This is a genomic window from Streptomyces kaniharaensis (genome assembly GCF_009569385.1).
Taxonomy (GTDB): Bacteria; Actinomycetota; Actinomycetes; order Streptomycetales; family Streptomycetaceae; genus Kitasatospora; species Kitasatospora kaniharaensis.
The window spans coordinates 573,262-588,984 of record NZ_WBOF01000003.1 but is presented as its reverse complement, the minus strand read 5'-3'; the positions used below and the strand labels follow the sequence as shown (position 1 = coordinate 588,984).

General features: G+C 72.7%; 14 protein-coding genes. 4 read left to right on the top strand and 10 right to left on the bottom strand.

Annotation, left to right across the window (positions count from 1 at the left end; genetic code table 11):
- The first annotated feature begins 353 nt into the window (after nucleotides 1–353).
- Together F7Q99_RS33760 and F7Q99_RS33755 are read left to right on the top strand one after the other, a co-directional pair.
- Nucleotides 354–3,089, top strand: a complete 2,736-nt coding sequence (locus F7Q99_RS33760) for a SpoIIE family protein phosphatase/ATP-binding protein (protein WP_153468911.1) — start codon at nucleotides 354–356, stop codon at nucleotides 3,087–3,089.
- A gap of 152 nt (nucleotides 3,090–3,241) precedes the next feature.
- The gene (locus F7Q99_RS33755) at nucleotides 3,242–3,868 is read left to right on the top strand and encodes a TetR family transcriptional regulator (protein WP_153468908.1); all 627 of its coding nucleotides are present in this window, start codon (nucleotides 3,242–3,244) and stop codon (nucleotides 3,866–3,868) included.
- A 49-nt stretch (nucleotides 3,869–3,917) separates the two neighbouring features.
- Here the strand turns inward: F7Q99_RS33755 and F7Q99_RS33750 are convergent, their stop codons facing one another.
- The 8 genes from F7Q99_RS33750 to F7Q99_RS33715 form a co-directional block, all read right to left on the bottom strand.
- Nucleotides 3,918–5,099 (bottom strand): NAD(P)/FAD-dependent oxidoreductase, encoded by a 1,182-nt coding sequence (locus F7Q99_RS33750; RefSeq protein WP_326847446.1) that lies wholly within the window; start codon nucleotides 5,097–5,099, stop codon nucleotides 3,918–3,920.
- 34 nt (nucleotides 5,100–5,133) lie between these two features.
- Nucleotides 5,134–5,328: a ferredoxin gene (locus F7Q99_RS33745; protein ID WP_153468905.1), complete on the bottom strand. Its 195-nt coding sequence runs from the start codon at nucleotides 5,326–5,328 to the stop codon at nucleotides 5,134–5,136.
- Nucleotides 5,329–5,360: 32 nt separating this feature from the next.
- Nucleotides 5,361–6,611, bottom strand: a complete 1,251-nt coding sequence (locus F7Q99_RS33740) for a cytochrome P450 (protein ID WP_153468902.1) — start codon at nucleotides 6,609–6,611, stop codon at nucleotides 5,361–5,363.
- Complete coding sequence (locus F7Q99_RS33735; protein WP_153468898.1) at nucleotides 6,608–7,051, bottom strand: hypothetical protein; 444 nt, start codon at nucleotides 7,049–7,051, stop codon at nucleotides 6,608–6,610. Before F7Q99_RS33735 ends, F7Q99_RS33740 begins: the two co-directional genes overlap by 4 nt.
- An 84-nt stretch (nucleotides 7,052–7,135) precedes the next feature.
- Complete coding sequence (locus F7Q99_RS33730) at nucleotides 7,136–8,704, bottom strand: sensor histidine kinase (protein WP_153468895.1); 1,569 nt, start codon at nucleotides 8,702–8,704, stop codon at nucleotides 7,136–7,138.
- Between the two features lie 238 nt (nucleotides 8,705–8,942).
- On the bottom strand, nucleotides 8,943–9,845 hold the full coding sequence (locus F7Q99_RS33725; protein ID WP_153468893.1) for a hypothetical protein: 903 nt from the start codon (nucleotides 9,843–9,845) through the stop codon (nucleotides 8,943–8,945).
- A 441-nt stretch (nucleotides 9,846–10,286) separates the two neighbouring features.
- Nucleotides 10,287–10,631 carry a hypothetical protein gene (locus F7Q99_RS33720; protein WP_153468890.1) on the bottom strand — a complete coding sequence of 115 codons (345 nt, stop codon included), beginning with the start codon at nucleotides 10,629–10,631 and terminating at the stop codon, nucleotides 10,287–10,289.
- Nucleotides 10,632–10,659: 28 nt separating this feature from the next.
- On the bottom strand, nucleotides 10,660–11,208 hold the full coding sequence (locus tag F7Q99_RS33715) for a nucleoside-triphosphatase (RefSeq protein WP_153468887.1): 549 nt from the start codon (nucleotides 11,206–11,208) through the stop codon (nucleotides 10,660–10,662).
- A gap of 206 nt (nucleotides 11,209–11,414) precedes the next feature.
- On the opposite strand from F7Q99_RS33715, the gene F7Q99_RS33710 reads away from it, so the two are divergent.
- Together F7Q99_RS33710 and F7Q99_RS33705 are read left to right on the top strand one after the other, a co-directional pair.
- Nucleotides 11,415–12,572: a baeRF2 domain-containing protein gene (locus F7Q99_RS33710; RefSeq protein WP_153468885.1), complete on the top strand. Its 1,158-nt coding sequence runs from the start codon at nucleotides 11,415–11,417 to the stop codon at nucleotides 12,570–12,572.
- Nucleotides 12,573–12,719: 147 nt separating this feature from the next.
- Nucleotides 12,720–13,325, top strand: a complete 606-nt coding sequence (locus tag F7Q99_RS33705; RefSeq protein WP_153468883.1) for a GNAT family N-acetyltransferase — start codon at nucleotides 12,720–12,722, stop codon at nucleotides 13,323–13,325.
- A 207-nt stretch (nucleotides 13,326–13,532) separates the two neighbouring features.
- Here F7Q99_RS33705 and F7Q99_RS42865 read toward each other — a convergent pair whose 3' ends face one another.
- Together F7Q99_RS42865 and F7Q99_RS33695 are read right to left on the bottom strand one after the other, a co-directional pair.
- A complete protein-coding gene (locus tag F7Q99_RS42865; protein WP_153468880.1) occupies nucleotides 13,533–13,940 on the bottom strand; it encodes a hypothetical protein in 408 nt (135 codons plus the stop codon).
- A gap of 19 nt (nucleotides 13,941–13,959) precedes the next feature.
- Entirely contained in the window at nucleotides 13,960–15,681 is a 1,722-nt protein-coding gene (locus F7Q99_RS33695) for an Ig domain-containing protein (RefSeq protein WP_153468877.1), read from the bottom strand.
- Nucleotides 15,682–15,723: the final 42 nt, after the last annotated feature.

The window sequence follows — 15,723 nt, the reverse complement described above, 5'->3', positions numbered from 1 at the left end:
CCTGCGGGGGCGTGACTGCGGCCCGGCGCCCGGCTTCCCTGAACGAAACTCGCCGAACAGGAGGGCCGGTTCAAGGACTTCCTCGACCTGCAGAACGATCGCCCGCCTCCCCGGCTGGCCCGCCCATCGCCAGTCCTCACCATCACGTCCCGGCTACACCGACGAAAACTACGTCTGGATCTCGCCCAGTTCCGACCCGCTCCGCGATGTGGGCCAGATCGTCCACGAGGCGAGTACTACTTGGCCCTCCCGGCCAGTGGCTTGCGCGTTCGGCGATCCCGGCCCGGCCGCGGCCATGCGAGTTGGCGCTTCTTCCTTGCCCACCATCGCACGCGTGGTGTTAGAAATGACGCATGGTCGAACACGCCGGCCGATCGCGGATCGTATTCCGGAGGTCACTGATCGCGAAAAACCCCAGGAGCGTTGCCGCACAGGTCTTCGTGCTGGAGGTCGTGGTCGTGGTACTGCTCGTCCTCGGGGCGATCCTCGCGCTGGTCCTCGAATCGCGGCGCAACAGCGACACCGAGGCCAAGAACCGGTCGGTCGCCGTCGCGGAGACCTTCGCGCACTCCCCGGGCCTGCTCGACGCGCTGAAGTCGCCCAATCCCACGGCCATTCTCCAGCCGATCACGGAGGCGACGCGTCAACAGGCCGGCGTCGACTTCATCGTGGTCATGAACACGCAGGGCATCCGGTACACGCACCCGCTGCCGGACCGGATCGGCAAGCAGTTCGTCGGCACCATCGGCCCCTCCCTGGCCGGGCACATCTACACCGAGAGCGTGCACGGCCCGCTCGGCCACGAGGTCCAGGCGGTCGTGCCGGTCAACGCCCCCGACGGATCGGTCGCCGGCCTGGTGTCCGCCGGGCTCAAGGTCAACAACGTCACCGCCGTCGGCAACCGGCAGCTGCCGCTCATCCTCGGCATCGGCGCCGCCGCCGTCGCCGTGGCCACGACCGGGACCGCCCTGATCGCCCGGCGGGTGAAGCGCCAGACCCACGGCATGGATCCGGTCGAGCTGGCCCGCATGTACGAGCACCACAACGCCGTCCTGCACGCGGTGCGCGAGGGCGTGGTCATCGTCGGGCAGGACGGGCGGCTGCTGCTGGCCAACGACGAGGCGCGGGAGCTGCTGGGCCTGCCCGCCGAGGCCGAGGGCCTTCACCTGAGCGAACTGCGGGACCTCGACCCCGACATCGCGGAACTGCTGCTGTCGGGCAGGGTGGTCACCGACGAACTGCACCGTGCCGGCGTCCGGCTGGTCGCGGTCAACCAGCGGCCGACCGACCCCGACAGCCGCAAAATGGGCACGGTCACCACGATCCGCGACTCCACCGAGCTCCTCGCGCTGTCCGGCAAGGCCGAGGTGGCGGGCAAACGGCTGGCCATGCTCTACGAGGCCGGCATCGGCATCGGCACGACACTCGACGTCGAGCGCACGGCCGAGGAGCTGGCGCGCGTCGCCGTCCCCGGCTTCGCGGACTTCGTCACCGTGGACCTCGCCGACCCCGTCCTGCAGGGCGACGAGCCCGGCGGCGGCGCCATCAACCTGCGCCGCACCGCCGTCCACGGCATCACCGACGACCACCCGTTCTACCCGCGCGGCCGACTGATCGCCTTCATCCCCTCCACCCCCATGGCCCAGGGGTTCGACAGCGGCCGCTCGCAGGTCGTCCCCGACCTGTCCGTCGCCCACGGCTGGCACGCCCAGGACCTGGAAACGACCCGGCGGATCCTCGACCACGGCGTCCACTCGCTCATCACCACCCCCCTGCAGGCCCGCGGCATCGTCCTGGGCGTGGTCAACTTCTGGCGCTCCCAGAAACCCGAGCCGTTCGACGACGAGGACCGCTCGCTGGCCGAGGAACTGGTGGCGCGGGCCGCCGTCAGCATCGACAACGCCCGCCGGTACACCCGCGAGCACGCCATGGCCGCGACCCTGCAACGCAGCCTGCTGCCGCGCGCGCTGCCCGACCAGAGCGCCTTGGAGGTCGCACACCGCTACCTGCCCGCGCACTCCGGAGTCAGCGGTGACTGGTTCGACGTGATCCCGCTGCCCGGCAGCCGGGTCGCCCTCGTGGTGGGCGACGTGGTCGGCCACGGGCTGCACGCCGCCGCCACCATGGGCCGGCTGCGCACCGCCGTGCACAACTTCTCCGCCCTCGACGTCCCGCCGGACGAACTGCTCGGCTACCTCGACGAGCTCGCCAACCGGATAGACCAGGAGGAGACCGACAGCGGGACCGGGACGGGCGTCACCGGAGCCACCTGCCTGTACGCGATCTACGACCCGATCTCCCGGCTCTGCACCATCGCGACCGCCGGCCACCCCCCGCCCGCGCTGGTCAGCCCGGACGGCAGCGTCGTGTTCCCGGAGCTGCCGACCGGCCCGCCGCTGGGAGCGGGCGGGATGCCGTTCGAGACGGCGCTGGTGCAGCTGGCCGAGGGCACCCAGATCGTGCTCTACACCGACGGGCTGATCGAGGAGCGCACCCGGGACTTCGACGTCGGCATGGAACTGCTGCGCGCGGCGCTCTCGTACCGCGGCCGCGAGCCCGAGGAGCACTGCCGGGCCGTGCTCGACGCCCTGCTGCCGGCCAATCCGCAGGACGACGTGGCGCTGCTGATCGCGAAGACCCGGGTGCTCGGCCCGGAGCGGGTCGCCGAGCGGGAGGTGCCGTTCGATCCGGCCGCCGTCGCCGACATCCGTGCGTGGAGTGCCGCGACGCTGGACGCGTGGGGCCTGACCGATCTGGCCTTCGCTACGGAGCTGGTCCTCAGCGAGCTGGTCACCAACGCCATCCGCTACGGCTCGGCGCCGGTGCGGGTACGGCTGCTGCGCGACCGCAGTCTGATCTGCGAGGTGTCCGACGGCAGCAACACCTCGCCGCACCTGAAGTACGCGGCGACCACGGACGAGGGCGGCCGCGGGCTGTTCCTGGTGGCCCAGCTCACCCAGCACTGGGGCACCAGGTACTCCCCGCAGGGCAAGATCATCTGGGCGGAGCAGCCGTTCCCCGCATCCGTCCGGAACCTGGCCGCCCAGCGGCAGGAAGCACCGGCGACGGTTCCGCTGACATCGCCCTGATCCGCCTCGACGGCCCGGCCGGCCCCCGTCGCGCCGTGCGCGAGCCGACGGTTCCTTCGCGAGCCCGCGGTTCCCCGCGAGCCCACGGTGACCTGCGGCTTTCCGGCAGCTGTGCCAAACGGCAGAGGTGCCGTTTCGCGTAGTCTGGTCGCATGGTTCGATCGGATGCTGCCCCTGCTCCCGGACTGCGCGAGCGCAAGAAGGCCGAGACCCGGGAGGCGCTGCGCAGTGCGGCCGCCCGCCTGTTCGCCCAGCGCGGGTTCGCCGAGACGACGGTCGCGGAGATCGTGGAGGCGGCCGGGGTGTCGCCGCGGACGTTCTTCCGCTACTTCGACAGCAAGGAGGACCTGCTGCTGCCGGACCTCGCGGCGTCGTTCGACCGCTTGGTCCGGGAGCTGGAGCGCCGCCCGATCGAGGAGCCCCCACTGGTCGCGCTGCGCGAGGCGGTGTTGGCGGCGGTCGCCAATGCCCCGCAGACCACCCTGATAGCGCTGGCACAGCCGTTCGCGGGCGCGGAGGCGGTGGTGACCGACCGGCTGGTGTACGCCTTCGTGCAGTTGGAGGGCCGGCTCACCCGGTTGCTCGCGCAGCGGCTGCCGCCGGGCCCCGACGCGGATCTGCGGGCCGCCGTGATCGCGATGACGGCGATGTCGGCGATGCGCGCGGTGGTCCGTACGGTCCGGGAGCGGCGCAAGGCCGAGGAGGTGCCGGTCGGGGCCTTCGCCCGGCTGCTGCCCACCGCGTTCGCCGTGCTGGCCGAGACGAGCGCGGACCTCTGATCCGTGCGCGCCCGCCCCGGCCGTCGCCGGTCAGCCTGCCCCCGGGCCGTCAGCCTGCCCGGGCCGCCGGGCGGGTGAGGGTCGCGAGGTGGGAGCGCAGCGGCCGAGGGCTGTTCCAGCCGAGTGCGCCAGTGACGCGCCCGCCCGTGCGGTGGAGGGCGACGAAGGAGCGTTTCGCCGGGTCGCCGTCCACCACCTCGGTCTCCGCGTCGGCGGTGCGGATTCCGTACGCCTGGATCCTGGCGTCGTACTGGTCGCTCCAGAAGTAGGGGAGCGGCGTGTACGGTTCGCCCGCGCCGAGGAGGTTGCGCGCTGCGGCGATGGCCTGTTCGGCGGCGTTGGTGCGGTGTTCCAGCCGCAGGGTGGTGCCGAGGTCCTGGTGGTACCACCGGGCGACGTCGCCGGCGGCGTAAACGCCCGGCCCCGCTTGGCAGTAGGCGTCGCACAGCACACCGTCGCCGATGTCCAGGCCGCTGCCGTGCAGCCAGCCGGTGGCCGGTGTCGAGCCGATGGCCACCACGACGGCGTCGGCCTCCACCCGGGAGCCGTCGGTCAGTCGCACGCCCGACACCCGCCCCTGCGACCCCACCAGGGAGCTGACGCGGGCCCCGGTGCGCAGCCGTACTCCGTGGTCGGTGTGGAGCTCGGCGACCAGCTGGCCGATGTCCTGGCCCAGGCGTTCGGCGAGCGGGGACGGGCCCTGGCAGACCAGGGTGGCGTCCAGGCCGAGGGTGCGGGCCGTGGCCGCGACCTCGGCACCGGTGAACCCGCCGCCGATGACGGCGAGTCGGGGTCTCCGCAGCAGGTGCTGTCGCAGGCGCAGGGCGTCGTCCAGGGTGCGGAGGACGTGGACGCCGTCGAGGTCGTGCCCGTTCGGCAGCCGGCGGGGCGTGACGCCGGTGGCGATGATCAGTCCGTCGTAGTCGAGGCTGGTGCCGTCGTCGAGTTGGACTCTTCGCCGGTCGGCGTCCAGTGCGATGGCCCGGCGGCCCGGCCGCAGGTCGAGATCGAGCCGGGCGTAGTCGTCGGGGCCGCGAAGGGCCGAGGCGCTCGGCGGCCGGCTCCCCGCCAGGATCTGCTTGGACAACGGCGGTCTGTCGTACGGGAGATGGGGTTCCTCGCCGATCAGGGTCAGGTGGCCGTGGTAGCCCTCGCGGCGCAGCGTCTCCGCCGCCGTGAGTCCGGCGGCGGAGGCGCCGACCACGACCACCCGGCGCAGCGTGGTGCTCATGTGAGCGCCTCGCCCGGTCCGGAAGGCTGCGTGGTCATTCCGTCTCCACGCGGATGGCGGCGGCGGGGCAGCGGGCGGCCGCGTCGTGGACCGAAGTGGCAAGCTGTGCGGGCGGGTTGGGGTCGAGGAGGACGACGATGCCGTCGTCGCGCTGGTCGAAGACGTCGGGGGCGGTCATGACGCAGGTACCGGCGCCGCAGCAGCGGTCCTCGTCGAGGGTGATGCGCATGGGGTGTCCTTGTCGGGGAGTCGGGGGTTGCTTCACCAGGTGACGGGCAGCTGGTGCAGGCCGTAGATGAGCATGTCGTCGCGGAAGGGCAGGCTCTCGGCCGGGGCGGCAAGGCGCAGGCCGGGGAAGCGGCTGAACAGGGAGGTGAGGGTGATCTGGAGTTCGGCGCGGGCGAGTTGCTGGCCCAGGCACTGGTGCGGGCCGTAGCCGAACGCGACGTGGGCGGCGGGGGTGCGGGTGATGTCCAGCCGGTCAGGGTCCTCGATGCCGAGGCCGGGGTCGCGGTTGGCCGAGGGGAGCGAGGCCACCACGTACTCGCCGGCCCTGATCGACCGGCCGCCGAGGGTGAGGTCCTCGGTCGCCATCCTGACCAGGCCGAACTGGATGATCGTCAGATGGCGCAGCAGCTCCTCCACCGTGCGGTCGGCCAGGGCGGGATCCTCGCGGAGGGCGGCGAGCTGGTCGGGGTGCTCCAGTAGCGTCAGGGTGCCGAGCGCGATCATGTTGGCGGTCGTCTCGTGGCCCGCGATCAGCAGCAGCGAGCCGAGCACGGTGAGCGCGATGTCGGTCAGCGGGCTGTCCGGATCGGCGTCGGCCTCCGCGATCAGGGTGCTGAGCAGGTCGTCATCCGGCTTCTCGCGCTTGGCGGCGACCAGGGCGGCGATGAAGGACGCGAGTTCCGCCCTGGCCTGCTGGCCCTCCTCGGGCGAGGACTCGATGGCCAGCAGCCTCCCGGCCAGGCCGTGGAAGGTCTCCCGGTCGTCGTAGCTGACGCCGAGCAGCTCGCAGATGACCAACGAGGTCACCGGCAGGGCGAGTTCGGCGACCAGGTCGACGGGCCCGCCGGCCCGCTCCATGGCGTCCAGTCGCTCGTCCACGATCTGCTGGATCCGGGGCCGCAGCTGCTGCACGCGCTTGACGGTGAACGCCCGCATGACCGGGCGCCGGTAGCGTGCGTGCTCCGGTTCGTCCAGACGCAGCAGGGCGCCGGGCAGCGGCTCCGGCAGGGCCGCCACGGCGGTGCGCACATGCGGGGCGGCGGCGGACAGTCGCGAGCTGAACCTCGGGTCGGCCAGCAGCGCGCGGACGTCCTCGTAGCGGGTGACCAGCCAGCCGGATCCGCCGCTGGGGAAGGCGATCCGGGTGATCGGGGCGGACTCGCGCAGGTGCGCGTAGCCGGGCGCCGGGTCGAAGGGGCACCCGCGCTCGCGGGGCAGGCCCGGAAGGTCGACGGTGTCGGTCGGGTCGGTGGAGTCTGTCGGGTCGGCGGTCGTCTCGGTCATGGAAGCCTCCGGTCGGGTCGGGCGGGGGACAGGGATTGCGGGGACGCGGCGTCGTGCCGTCGGTGCAGTGCGGGGCCGCCCAGCGCGATCGCCAGGAACAGGCCGGCTCCCGCGATCAGTTGGGCCTCGGACGTCCAGCGGGCGAGCAGCAGCCCCGCGCCGGCCGCCAGGACGACCAGCGCCAACTTGCCCAGCAGCAGGCTTCGCAGCGGCAGCCGGAGCGGCCCGACGGTGCCCGTGCGGCGACGGCGCCGCCACCTGGCGAGCTGCACCAGGGTGGAGAGCACGGCCATCTGGGCCAGCACCCGCGCGGCGCGCTCCCACACCGGGCCGTGTTCGACGAACGCCCAGCGCCAGCCGAAGTAGGCGCCGGCTACGGCGTAGCCGATCTGGATCGCGCGGTGGGAGGGGGCGCGAGCCCCGGATAAGAAAAGTGGCACAACTGCCACAATAAAGAAAGTGGCACAACTGTCAAGTTGTTCCGAGCTGGATCGGCCGGGGCGGCAGGGGGAGTATGCGTGGTGTCAGCGGCTGGGTTCTCGTGTGCGGTTCGGCTCCAGCAGGGGCAGGCGCAGGGTCACGCTGGTTCCCTTGCCCTCCTGGGACCGGATCCGGACGTCGCCGGAGTGGTTGGAGACGATGGTCCGCACGATGGACAGGCCGAGGCCCGCACCGGGAATCTCCAGCTCGGTGGCGTTCGAGGCCCGGAAGAACCGGGTGAAGAGCGACTTCTGCTCCTCCGGAGGAATGCCGATCCCGTTGTCGCTGACGTTCACGACCGCCTGGCCGTTCTCCGCGGTGACGTCGATACCGACCGCGCCCCCGGCGGGGGTGAACTTCACGGCGTTCGACAGCAGGTTCATCAGCGCGCGCTGGAGCTGGCGGGCGTCCCCGTCGACGACGACGGGATCCGGCGGGTGGGTCGCTTCCAGCGCGACGGGGACCGAGTCCGCGGCCGGTCGGATGACGGTGATCGTGGCATCCAGCAGCCGGGCGAGGTCCACGGGGCACCGGGCGGTGGTGGTGAAGGCACCGGACTCGATCTGGGAGAGCGTGAGCAGGTCTCCGATGAGGGACTGCAGCCGGGTGGCGTTGCGATCCATGGCTTCGAGCATGTTGACCTGGCGCTGCGAGAGCCGGCCCTCGCCCTCGTCCATCAGCAGTTCGAGGTAACCGGAAATGCTGCTGAGCGGGGTGCGCAGCTCGTGCGAGACGGTGGAGAGGAACTCCTCCTTGACGCGGTCGAGGGATCGGAGCTCCTCCGTGACGCGCTCCTCGGCCTCGCGGAGCCGCGCGAGCTGGAGCACGGGGCCGAGTCCGGCGGCGACCGACTCCGCGGCCCTGATCTCGTCCGAGCGCCACACCTGCCCCGTTCGGGAGCGGATGAGGGTCACTGAGCCGAGCAGCGTGTCGCCGACGCCGAACGGCGTGGCCAGGACCGCGACCGCGTGGAGCTCGCCCAGGGCTGTCAGATGCCGGGAGGGCAGGTCCCTGAGATCGGTCGCCACCTGCGCGTCGGAGGGATCGACGGAGTCGGCGAGGAGCTCGCCGAAATCGTCCACGTACCAGCTGACGCCCGCGTCGTAGAGCTCCTGCAGCTTCTGCGACGCTACCGGGGGCAGGTCGGGGCCGGGAGCCGGGCCCACCGGTGTGTCCTCGGCCTGCCATCGACGGACTACCGGGGCGACGTCGCCCTCGATCAGCCTGATCATCACGTAGCTGGCGTCCAGGCCGCTGCCGAGGCCCTCCACCGCCCTGTCGAGGACCGCCGCGCTGTCGGCGCAGTTGCGGATCGTGGCGCCGACGGACCGGGCGACCGTATCCAGCCGGTCGCGCTCGTCGCAGGCCAGGCGCAGCGTCTCCGCCCGGTCCACCACCTCGTCCACCTCACGCGCCGTGCGCACCATCACGGCGACGGAGACGGCCACCGACACGACGATGGCGACGACCCCGGCGACGACGAGCGGTAACCGGGAGCCGCCGCGGTCCGGCACGACGGCACCGAGCAGGATGCCGACACCGGTCAGCCCGACGAGCGCGATCGGGAGTCCGAACGCGAGATGCAGCCGCCGAACTGGACTGACGGTCCTCATGGCTCGCCACCCTCTTCGGGAGGAGTCGGTCTCGATGGCACCTGCCGGCACCTGGGACTGGTCCTCAATCCCCGGGAACGGGCGGCGGCGCGCGGACGATCGGCATCGGGGGAGCTCGTGCGGTAGTGCACTGTTCCCGCTCCTTCAGGTTACGAGGGAGACACGGTCGGTGCGAGTGCGGCTTCGCGCCCGCCCCGGCTGACCTGCACAAGCATGGGGTGGCGGGGAAGACGGGGGCTCAGCCGAGGTAGGAGGCGAGGAAGTTGTTCAGGTTCTCGATCGCGTTAGAGAGATCGGTGCTGCTCAGCTTCTGGCCGACGGCGCTGGTGGCGAGGAAGAAGTCCAGGCTCGCCTGACAGTTCGCCGTCGCCGCGGGCTTGGGCATCGCGCAACTGATCTCCTGGGCCGTGCCGCCGGGGCCCTGGAGGGTCACCAGGGCGACCACCGGATTCGTCTGCCCGGACGGCGGGGCCTGTTGGCTCGCGGCGATGTTCGACTCCCGGACGCCGGCCGGGACACCGACCGCCGTGACGAAGAGGCCGGGGGTGTTGGTCGGCACGACGTGGACCTGGTCGGCGGGCTGCCGGGGCTTCGCCAGGCACGTGCCCGGCTGCCCGCCCGGCTGGGCCGGGGCCGTGGCCTGCGGGATGAAGGGGCAGGCGAGGTCGACGTCGGTCTGCACGCCGCCGCTGTTGAAGACGGCCTGCACGAGCGAGGTGTACTGGGCGCTGAGCGGGTCGTTCGTGTGGGCGCCGGGGTGGATGTACGCCTGCTCGCCGCCGTCCCCGCTGAAGAAGACCACGTCGCAGGACCAGTCGCTCGGCGCCACCAGGTACTGGGTATTGCCCGGATAGCGGGCCCCGAAGACCGCGGTCCCGGCCGCAAGGTGGACCGGGTCGGGCAGCGGCACGGTGTTCGGCAGGGGCTTCAACGGCGGCAGACCCGGGGTGAGCGGCTCGTCCGGACACGCGTGGACGGGCGCCGTCCGGGCGGCGGAGGCCGGTGACCCGCTTTTGCCGGCTGCCACCGCGTGGCCGGGCGGGCCGATCCCGCAGACGGCGGCGGTGAGAGCCGTCGCCGCGAAGAGGGCCCCCGCTCTCCTCCTCCGTAAGGTCTCCCGTGAAGCGGTCGTGCGGAGCATGCTCCCACCTCCCCGGGGCGCTGCGGCCGACGCCCCGCTACGGGCGGTTGTCGGAGCACCCCTTCGGGCGAAACCGTCGGACAGGGACTTCGGGCAGGGCCGGCCTCCCGCCGGGCGTCCACCCGACCGGACGAGGGGAGCCGGCGGCCGTGCCGTCGGGACCGCCCGCGAGTCGCTGTCAGCCCGACATGCCGCAGGGCGGTCATACCGTCAGGTTAGATCCCACCCACCTCGCTCGCGCGCGGGCTTGACGCCTGGCCGGACCGTCAGATCGGGAACGTGCAGGTCGCCGTCCGTGTCCTTCCGCGTGAGCCATCGCGTCCCCGCGATCCGCCGAGGCCTCGGCGGTGCTCAACTCCGCCCACTTGACGACCCGCTGGAAATCCACGTCGAAGTCGGCGGAGGGGTACGGCGCCGACGAAGGCCTGCCGGGCGGACGCCTCACAGGACGAAGGCCAGGGCGGTGAGTGCTCCGCGGAGGATGCGGGCGAGGATCAGGCAGGACGGGCGGGCCACCCGGCACCACGCCCGCGCCGTGCCGCCGACGGCCCGGTACCACGCGATGCCGAACGGGAGGGCGATGTGGAACCACGACGGGGGCGCCATCTCGCCGGGCCGCTCCGCTCCCTCGCGCGCCCAGCGGCGGCACCGCTCGACGCCTCGGGCGGTCCAGCGGGCGCACCGGTCGGCGCGCTCGGCCCAGCGGGCGGAGGCGCCCAGCAGCCCGGCGTTCCAGTCGTCGCGTCGTCGGACGATCGCGGCTGCCGTCCGGCCGTGGCGGGCCATCGTGTGCGTCCTCTCGTGCCGCGCCGGCTCAGCGCCCGGCCGGCTCCAGGCGTGCCGCCAGCTCCGCCGGAAGGGCGTCCCGGTTCGCCCGGGTGAGCCGGAGGACCTCGACATCGGTGCGCTGCTTGAGGGCGTCGGTGAGCGGACCGGGCTGCGCCCGCACGGTGGCGACGACGTCGACGTCCGCCGCGAACAGGACCCGGACGGCGTCCTCGAACGGGCGGTACGCCAGCTCCATCCGCCCGAGCTCGTCGATGAGCACGAGCGCCCGTGGAGACGGCGCGGCGGAGGTGTCCGGAACGGCCCACGCCAGGGAGGGCAGCGCCAACTGCTCCATGACCCCGAGGTCGACGCCGTACCGCCCGACCCGTGGCGGCCCCGGAAGGCCGACATGGGCGAGCACGGCCCGCCGGCCCGCCAGCGTCTCCAGCGCGAAGCCGACACGGACACCGTTCACGCGGATCTCCTCCGTGGTGAACCCGACCGCCTCCCGGGCGTGCAGCAGCGCCGCCAACCGGCGGATCGCGGTGGTCTTTCCGGTGCCGGGGCGTCCCTCCAGCAGAATCCTCGTCGTCATCGCGGGCTCCGCAGCGAGGACCGCTGGTGAGCGGTCGGGATCGAGTCGTCCTGCTACCAGCCTCCCACCGGGGCGGCCGGGCGGCCGTGCCGGCCTTCGCCGGCGGTCATGAGGCGAACTCGCGCACCAAGCGCGGCTCACCGGGTGTCCCCGGGCCGGGGCCGGGTAGGTGCCCGAGTAACCCAACTGACCACGGGGAGGCCGTTATGGACCTTGCGTTTCTCACCCCGTTGCTCGACCGGCCCGGCCCCTGGGCCTCCGTCTACCTCGACACCTCCCGCACCACCGAGGACGCCGCCCAGCGCCGGGCGCTGATCGATCGCGCCTCCGTGCACCGGCTCGCCGACCTCGGCACCGACGAGCGCACCTGCGCCGCCGTCCGCGACCACCTCGCCTCGGAGCCGGCCGCCGACTCCCCGCCCGGGCGCGCGCTGTTCGCCGCGGACGGCGAGGTGACCCTCGACGTCCCGCTCGCCGTCTCGCCGCCCGACATCGCCGCCACCTGGGCGCCGCTCCCGCACACCGCCCCGCTGCTCGGCCTGCTCGACGACGCGGTTCCCAGCTGCCTGGTCGCCGCCATCGACCGCACCGGCGCCCAGCTGGAACGGCACGACCTCGGCGGCGCCGCGCAGGTCGGCACCGTCGAAGGGCCCCAGTGGCAGGGCCGCGGCCACCGCGCCCCGCCCGCCGACCGGTACGAATGGCACTACCGGCACCGCGTGGAGGACACCTGGGACCGCACCGCCACGATCATCGCCGACCACCTCGCCCGGGTCTGGCCCGAGAGCGGCGCCCGCCTGCTCGTCCTCACCGGCGACGTCCGCCAGCGCCGCGCCGTCCACGAGCGCCTGCCGCAGCAACTGCGTCCGGACACCGTCGAGGTCGACGGCGGCGGCCGCGCCGACGGGATCGCCCGCGACGTCTTCGACCTCCGCATCGCCGACGCCTGGAACGACCACCGCAGCCGCCACCTGGACACCGTGCTGGACGCCTTCCGGGTCGGCGTCGGCCGCCCCGGCGAACACGCCACCGACGCCAACGGCACCGAGACCGCACCCGGCGCCGCCGCCCAGGGCATCCCCGCCGTCGTCACGGCCGCCCGGCAGCACCAGCTCGCCGCGCTGCTCCTCCAGACGAGCGGGCACGACCCCGAACGCCCGGTCTGGACCGGCCCGCGCCCCGAGCACATCGGCGTCCAGCGCGGCGACGTCCGCAGCATGGGCGTGCCCCAGCCGCAGCAGGCCCCCGCGGCCGACGCCCTGCTGCGCTGCGCCGCGGACGTGCGGGCGGAGGCCCTGCTCGTCCCGGACACCGTCCCCGGTCCGCCCGGCGGCCTCGGCGCCGTGCTGCGCTGGGCCGGCTGAGCCGCTCTGCGGGTTACGGCGTTTCCTCGGCGCCCCGGGGAAACGCCGTAATCAGGGCGGCCTGGGAACGCGTGGTACCCGCGTGCGACCACCCGGCGCCGGGTAATCCCGTTGCCGTGGGGAGCCACCGCAGACGATCCTCCCTGCATGGACCTTCCACAGCAGGTGATCGACCTGGGCGACCTGACGCTGCGTCGCTTCGACGGCGAGGCGGATCTTCCGGAGTTCTTCCGGGTCATCGAAGAGTCGCTGGAGCACCTGCGCCCGTGGATGCCGTGGGTCGCCGAGCACAGCCTGGCCAAGACCACCGAGTTCCTGGCCGGCTGCCCTGAGCAGTGGGCGAGCGGCGAGGGGTTCACGTACGCGATCGTGCTGGACGGCGCCATCGTCGGCGCCTGCTCACTGTTCCGGAGCGACGGCACCCCGGACGACGGTCGCGAGATCGGCTACTGGCTGCACCCCGCCGCCACCCGCCGCGGAGTGGCCACGCGGGCCGCGCGCGCCCTGGTCGACCAGGCCTTCCGCCTCCCCGGCGTCGACTGGGTCGAGATCGTCCACGACCCGGCCAACCACGCCAGCGCCGCCGTCCCGGCCCGCCTCGGCTTCACGGAACACCTGCGCCGCCCCGCCGAGGCCCTCGCCCCGGCCGAGACCGGCGAGGAGCAGGTCTGGCGGCTGACCTACCGTCAGTTCTTCGCGCACCACCGGGGCGTCACGGCTGAGCCGCGGCTCGGCGTGCCGGAGACCCGCTGAGACCGCGCGGTGAGCCGGCTGGGTCGACCACGATCAGGCCGGCGGCGTAGTGCATATCAAGTCGCGTCAGCAATCCACCAGTTGCTGGCCATTTCAACTCAATGCCAGGATGTTCGGCCGCCAGGCGGGCGAGCTCCCGGGGTGGCGTGGGTGTCGTCACCGTTCTCCTGGGCCCAGCGGTACCGAGAGCTCGGCCCGGCGAAGTACTCAAGGGCCTCCCGCAGGGCGGCCGTTCCGCTCGTGCGTCCGGGCGAGCTCGCTCGGTGACGGCGGGTCTGCCGCCGCCCCCTGCGAAGCCTTCGGCTTCTGCACCGCCGCGGCCTCCTGCTCGGCCATGGAGGCCTGGGCCGCCCTCGCGGCGCGACGCAGGCGCCGGGCCTCCTTCCGTGCCCTGGGGGCGCCCTTCATGGCGGCGCGCTCGTACCACGCCAGCGCCTCGTCCGTCGGGCCCGTCTGCTCCAGGATCGCGGCCGTGTCCTCCATGGACGGCAGGTGCTCCTTCTCGGCCGTCGGACGGTACAGCGCGAGGGCGTCGGAGAGCAGCCCCTGCTCGCGGAGCCGACGGAAGTTCGCCGGTCGCCCTCCCGGGTGGGAGGGCGACCGGCGGCCGTTCACGTCCGGGTCACACCGGGTGTCAGGACACGTTGACGGCGGTGTCGTCGAGGACGAAGGAGGTCTGCTTGGTGTAGTCCTCGGCGCCGGTGAACTTGAGGGTCACCGTCTGGCCGGCGTAGGCGGCCAGGTTGAAGGTGTGCTTCTGGTAGCCGGCGGCCGCGTCGACGTTGGAGTAGGTCGCCAGGGTGGTGCCGTTGGCGGTCACCGTCAGCTTGTCGAAGGCGGTGGTGCCGCTCGCGGCGGTGTCGATGTGCAGCCAGAAGCTGAAGGTGTAGGTGCTGCAGCCGGTCGGCAGGGTCACCGTCTGGGCGAGCGTGTCGGTGTTGGTGCTGCCGTAGCCGTCGAGCCAGGCGTCGTACGTGCCGGAGTGCGGCGGCTCGCTGGAGCTGCTGTTGATGGTGCTGGAGCCGCCGGAGTTGGTCTCCGTCCAGCCGGCCGAGGAGCCGGTCTCGAAGCCGGGGTTGGTGAGCAGCTGGGCCGCGGTGCAGGTGCTGCCGCCGCCGGAGGGCTGGACGGTCCAGGTGAAGGTTGCGGTGGCGGACGGGCCCTTGGAGTCCGTGGCGGTGGCCGTCACGGAATAGGTTCCGGCGGTGGTCGGGGTGCCGCTGATCAGCCCGGTCGTGGTGTTGATGCCGAGGCCGGCGGGCAGGCCGGTGGCGGCGTAGCTCAGGGTGCCCCCGGCAGTGTCGGTAGCGGAGAGCTTGAGGCTGGTGGCGGTTCCGGCGGTGGCCGTCTGGGCGCCGGGGTTGGTGAGGCCGACGCTGCCGGTGGTGGCGCCGCCGTTGCCGGAGGCGAGCCAGGCGGTGGCGTTGAGGGCGAGCGCGGCGTCGGTGCCGGCCGGGTCGTTCCAGCCGTCGAAGATGTTCTTGCCGGGGTCGCCCGTGCCGTCGTCGATGGCCGAGCTGTCGCCCCAGATGGCCATGCGGCCCTTGCCGAAGGAGCTGGTGGCGAAGAAGGCGCCGGTGTTCCCGGAGTAGCCGGTGCGGTAGACGATGCCCTTGACGGTGGGGTTGTCGGTGGGCTTGAGGGTGAAGGTGGTGCCGTTGCGGATGATGCTGCCGGTGACGTCGCCGAAGGAGCCGTGCAGGACGGGGTCGTTGGCGTCGTTGATGGCGGTCGGGTTGTCGGTCTGGATGTTGAGCAGGTCGACCGAGAGCCCGAAGGGGTCGTTGCTGTTGACCGAGTTGGTGGTCATCAGGTCGTTGATGATGGCGGGGGAGTCCCAGCCGTCGTTGTTGCGGTCGCTGCGGGTGTGGTCGGAGATCAGGAAGAGCCCGCCGCCGTTCTGGACGAACGTCATGACGGCGGTCTTCTCGGCGTCGCTCAGCCGGATGTTGGGCTCGGGCAGGACGAACTCGTCGAAGTTGGCGAGGTCCAGCGCGCCACCGGTGCCGTAGGTGATGGTGGAGCCGCTCGGCAGGGTCTTGAGGCTGTACTGGCCGGTCTTCTGGAGGGCGACGCCCCAGCTGGAGAGGGCGCCCGTCCAGTCGCTCTCGGACTGGGGGTTGGCGTTCTCGGCGAGCGGGTCCGGCTGGCTGGTACTGATGATCCAGTCCGCGTTGCCGGCGGTCTCCGCCTTGCTGTTGTCGAACAGGATCCGGTGCGGCGCGGTCGCGCTCGTCGCGGCGGCCGGCGTCGCGGCCGCGGCGACCTGGTGGGGTACGGCGCTCGCGCCGGCGAGCACCGTCACGGTGGCGGCGGCGAGGGCGAGCGGTCTGATGGTGTTTCTGGCACTGCGCATGCGTCAGTTTCCTTGCGTTGTGGGGGACATGCAGGAGGCGGC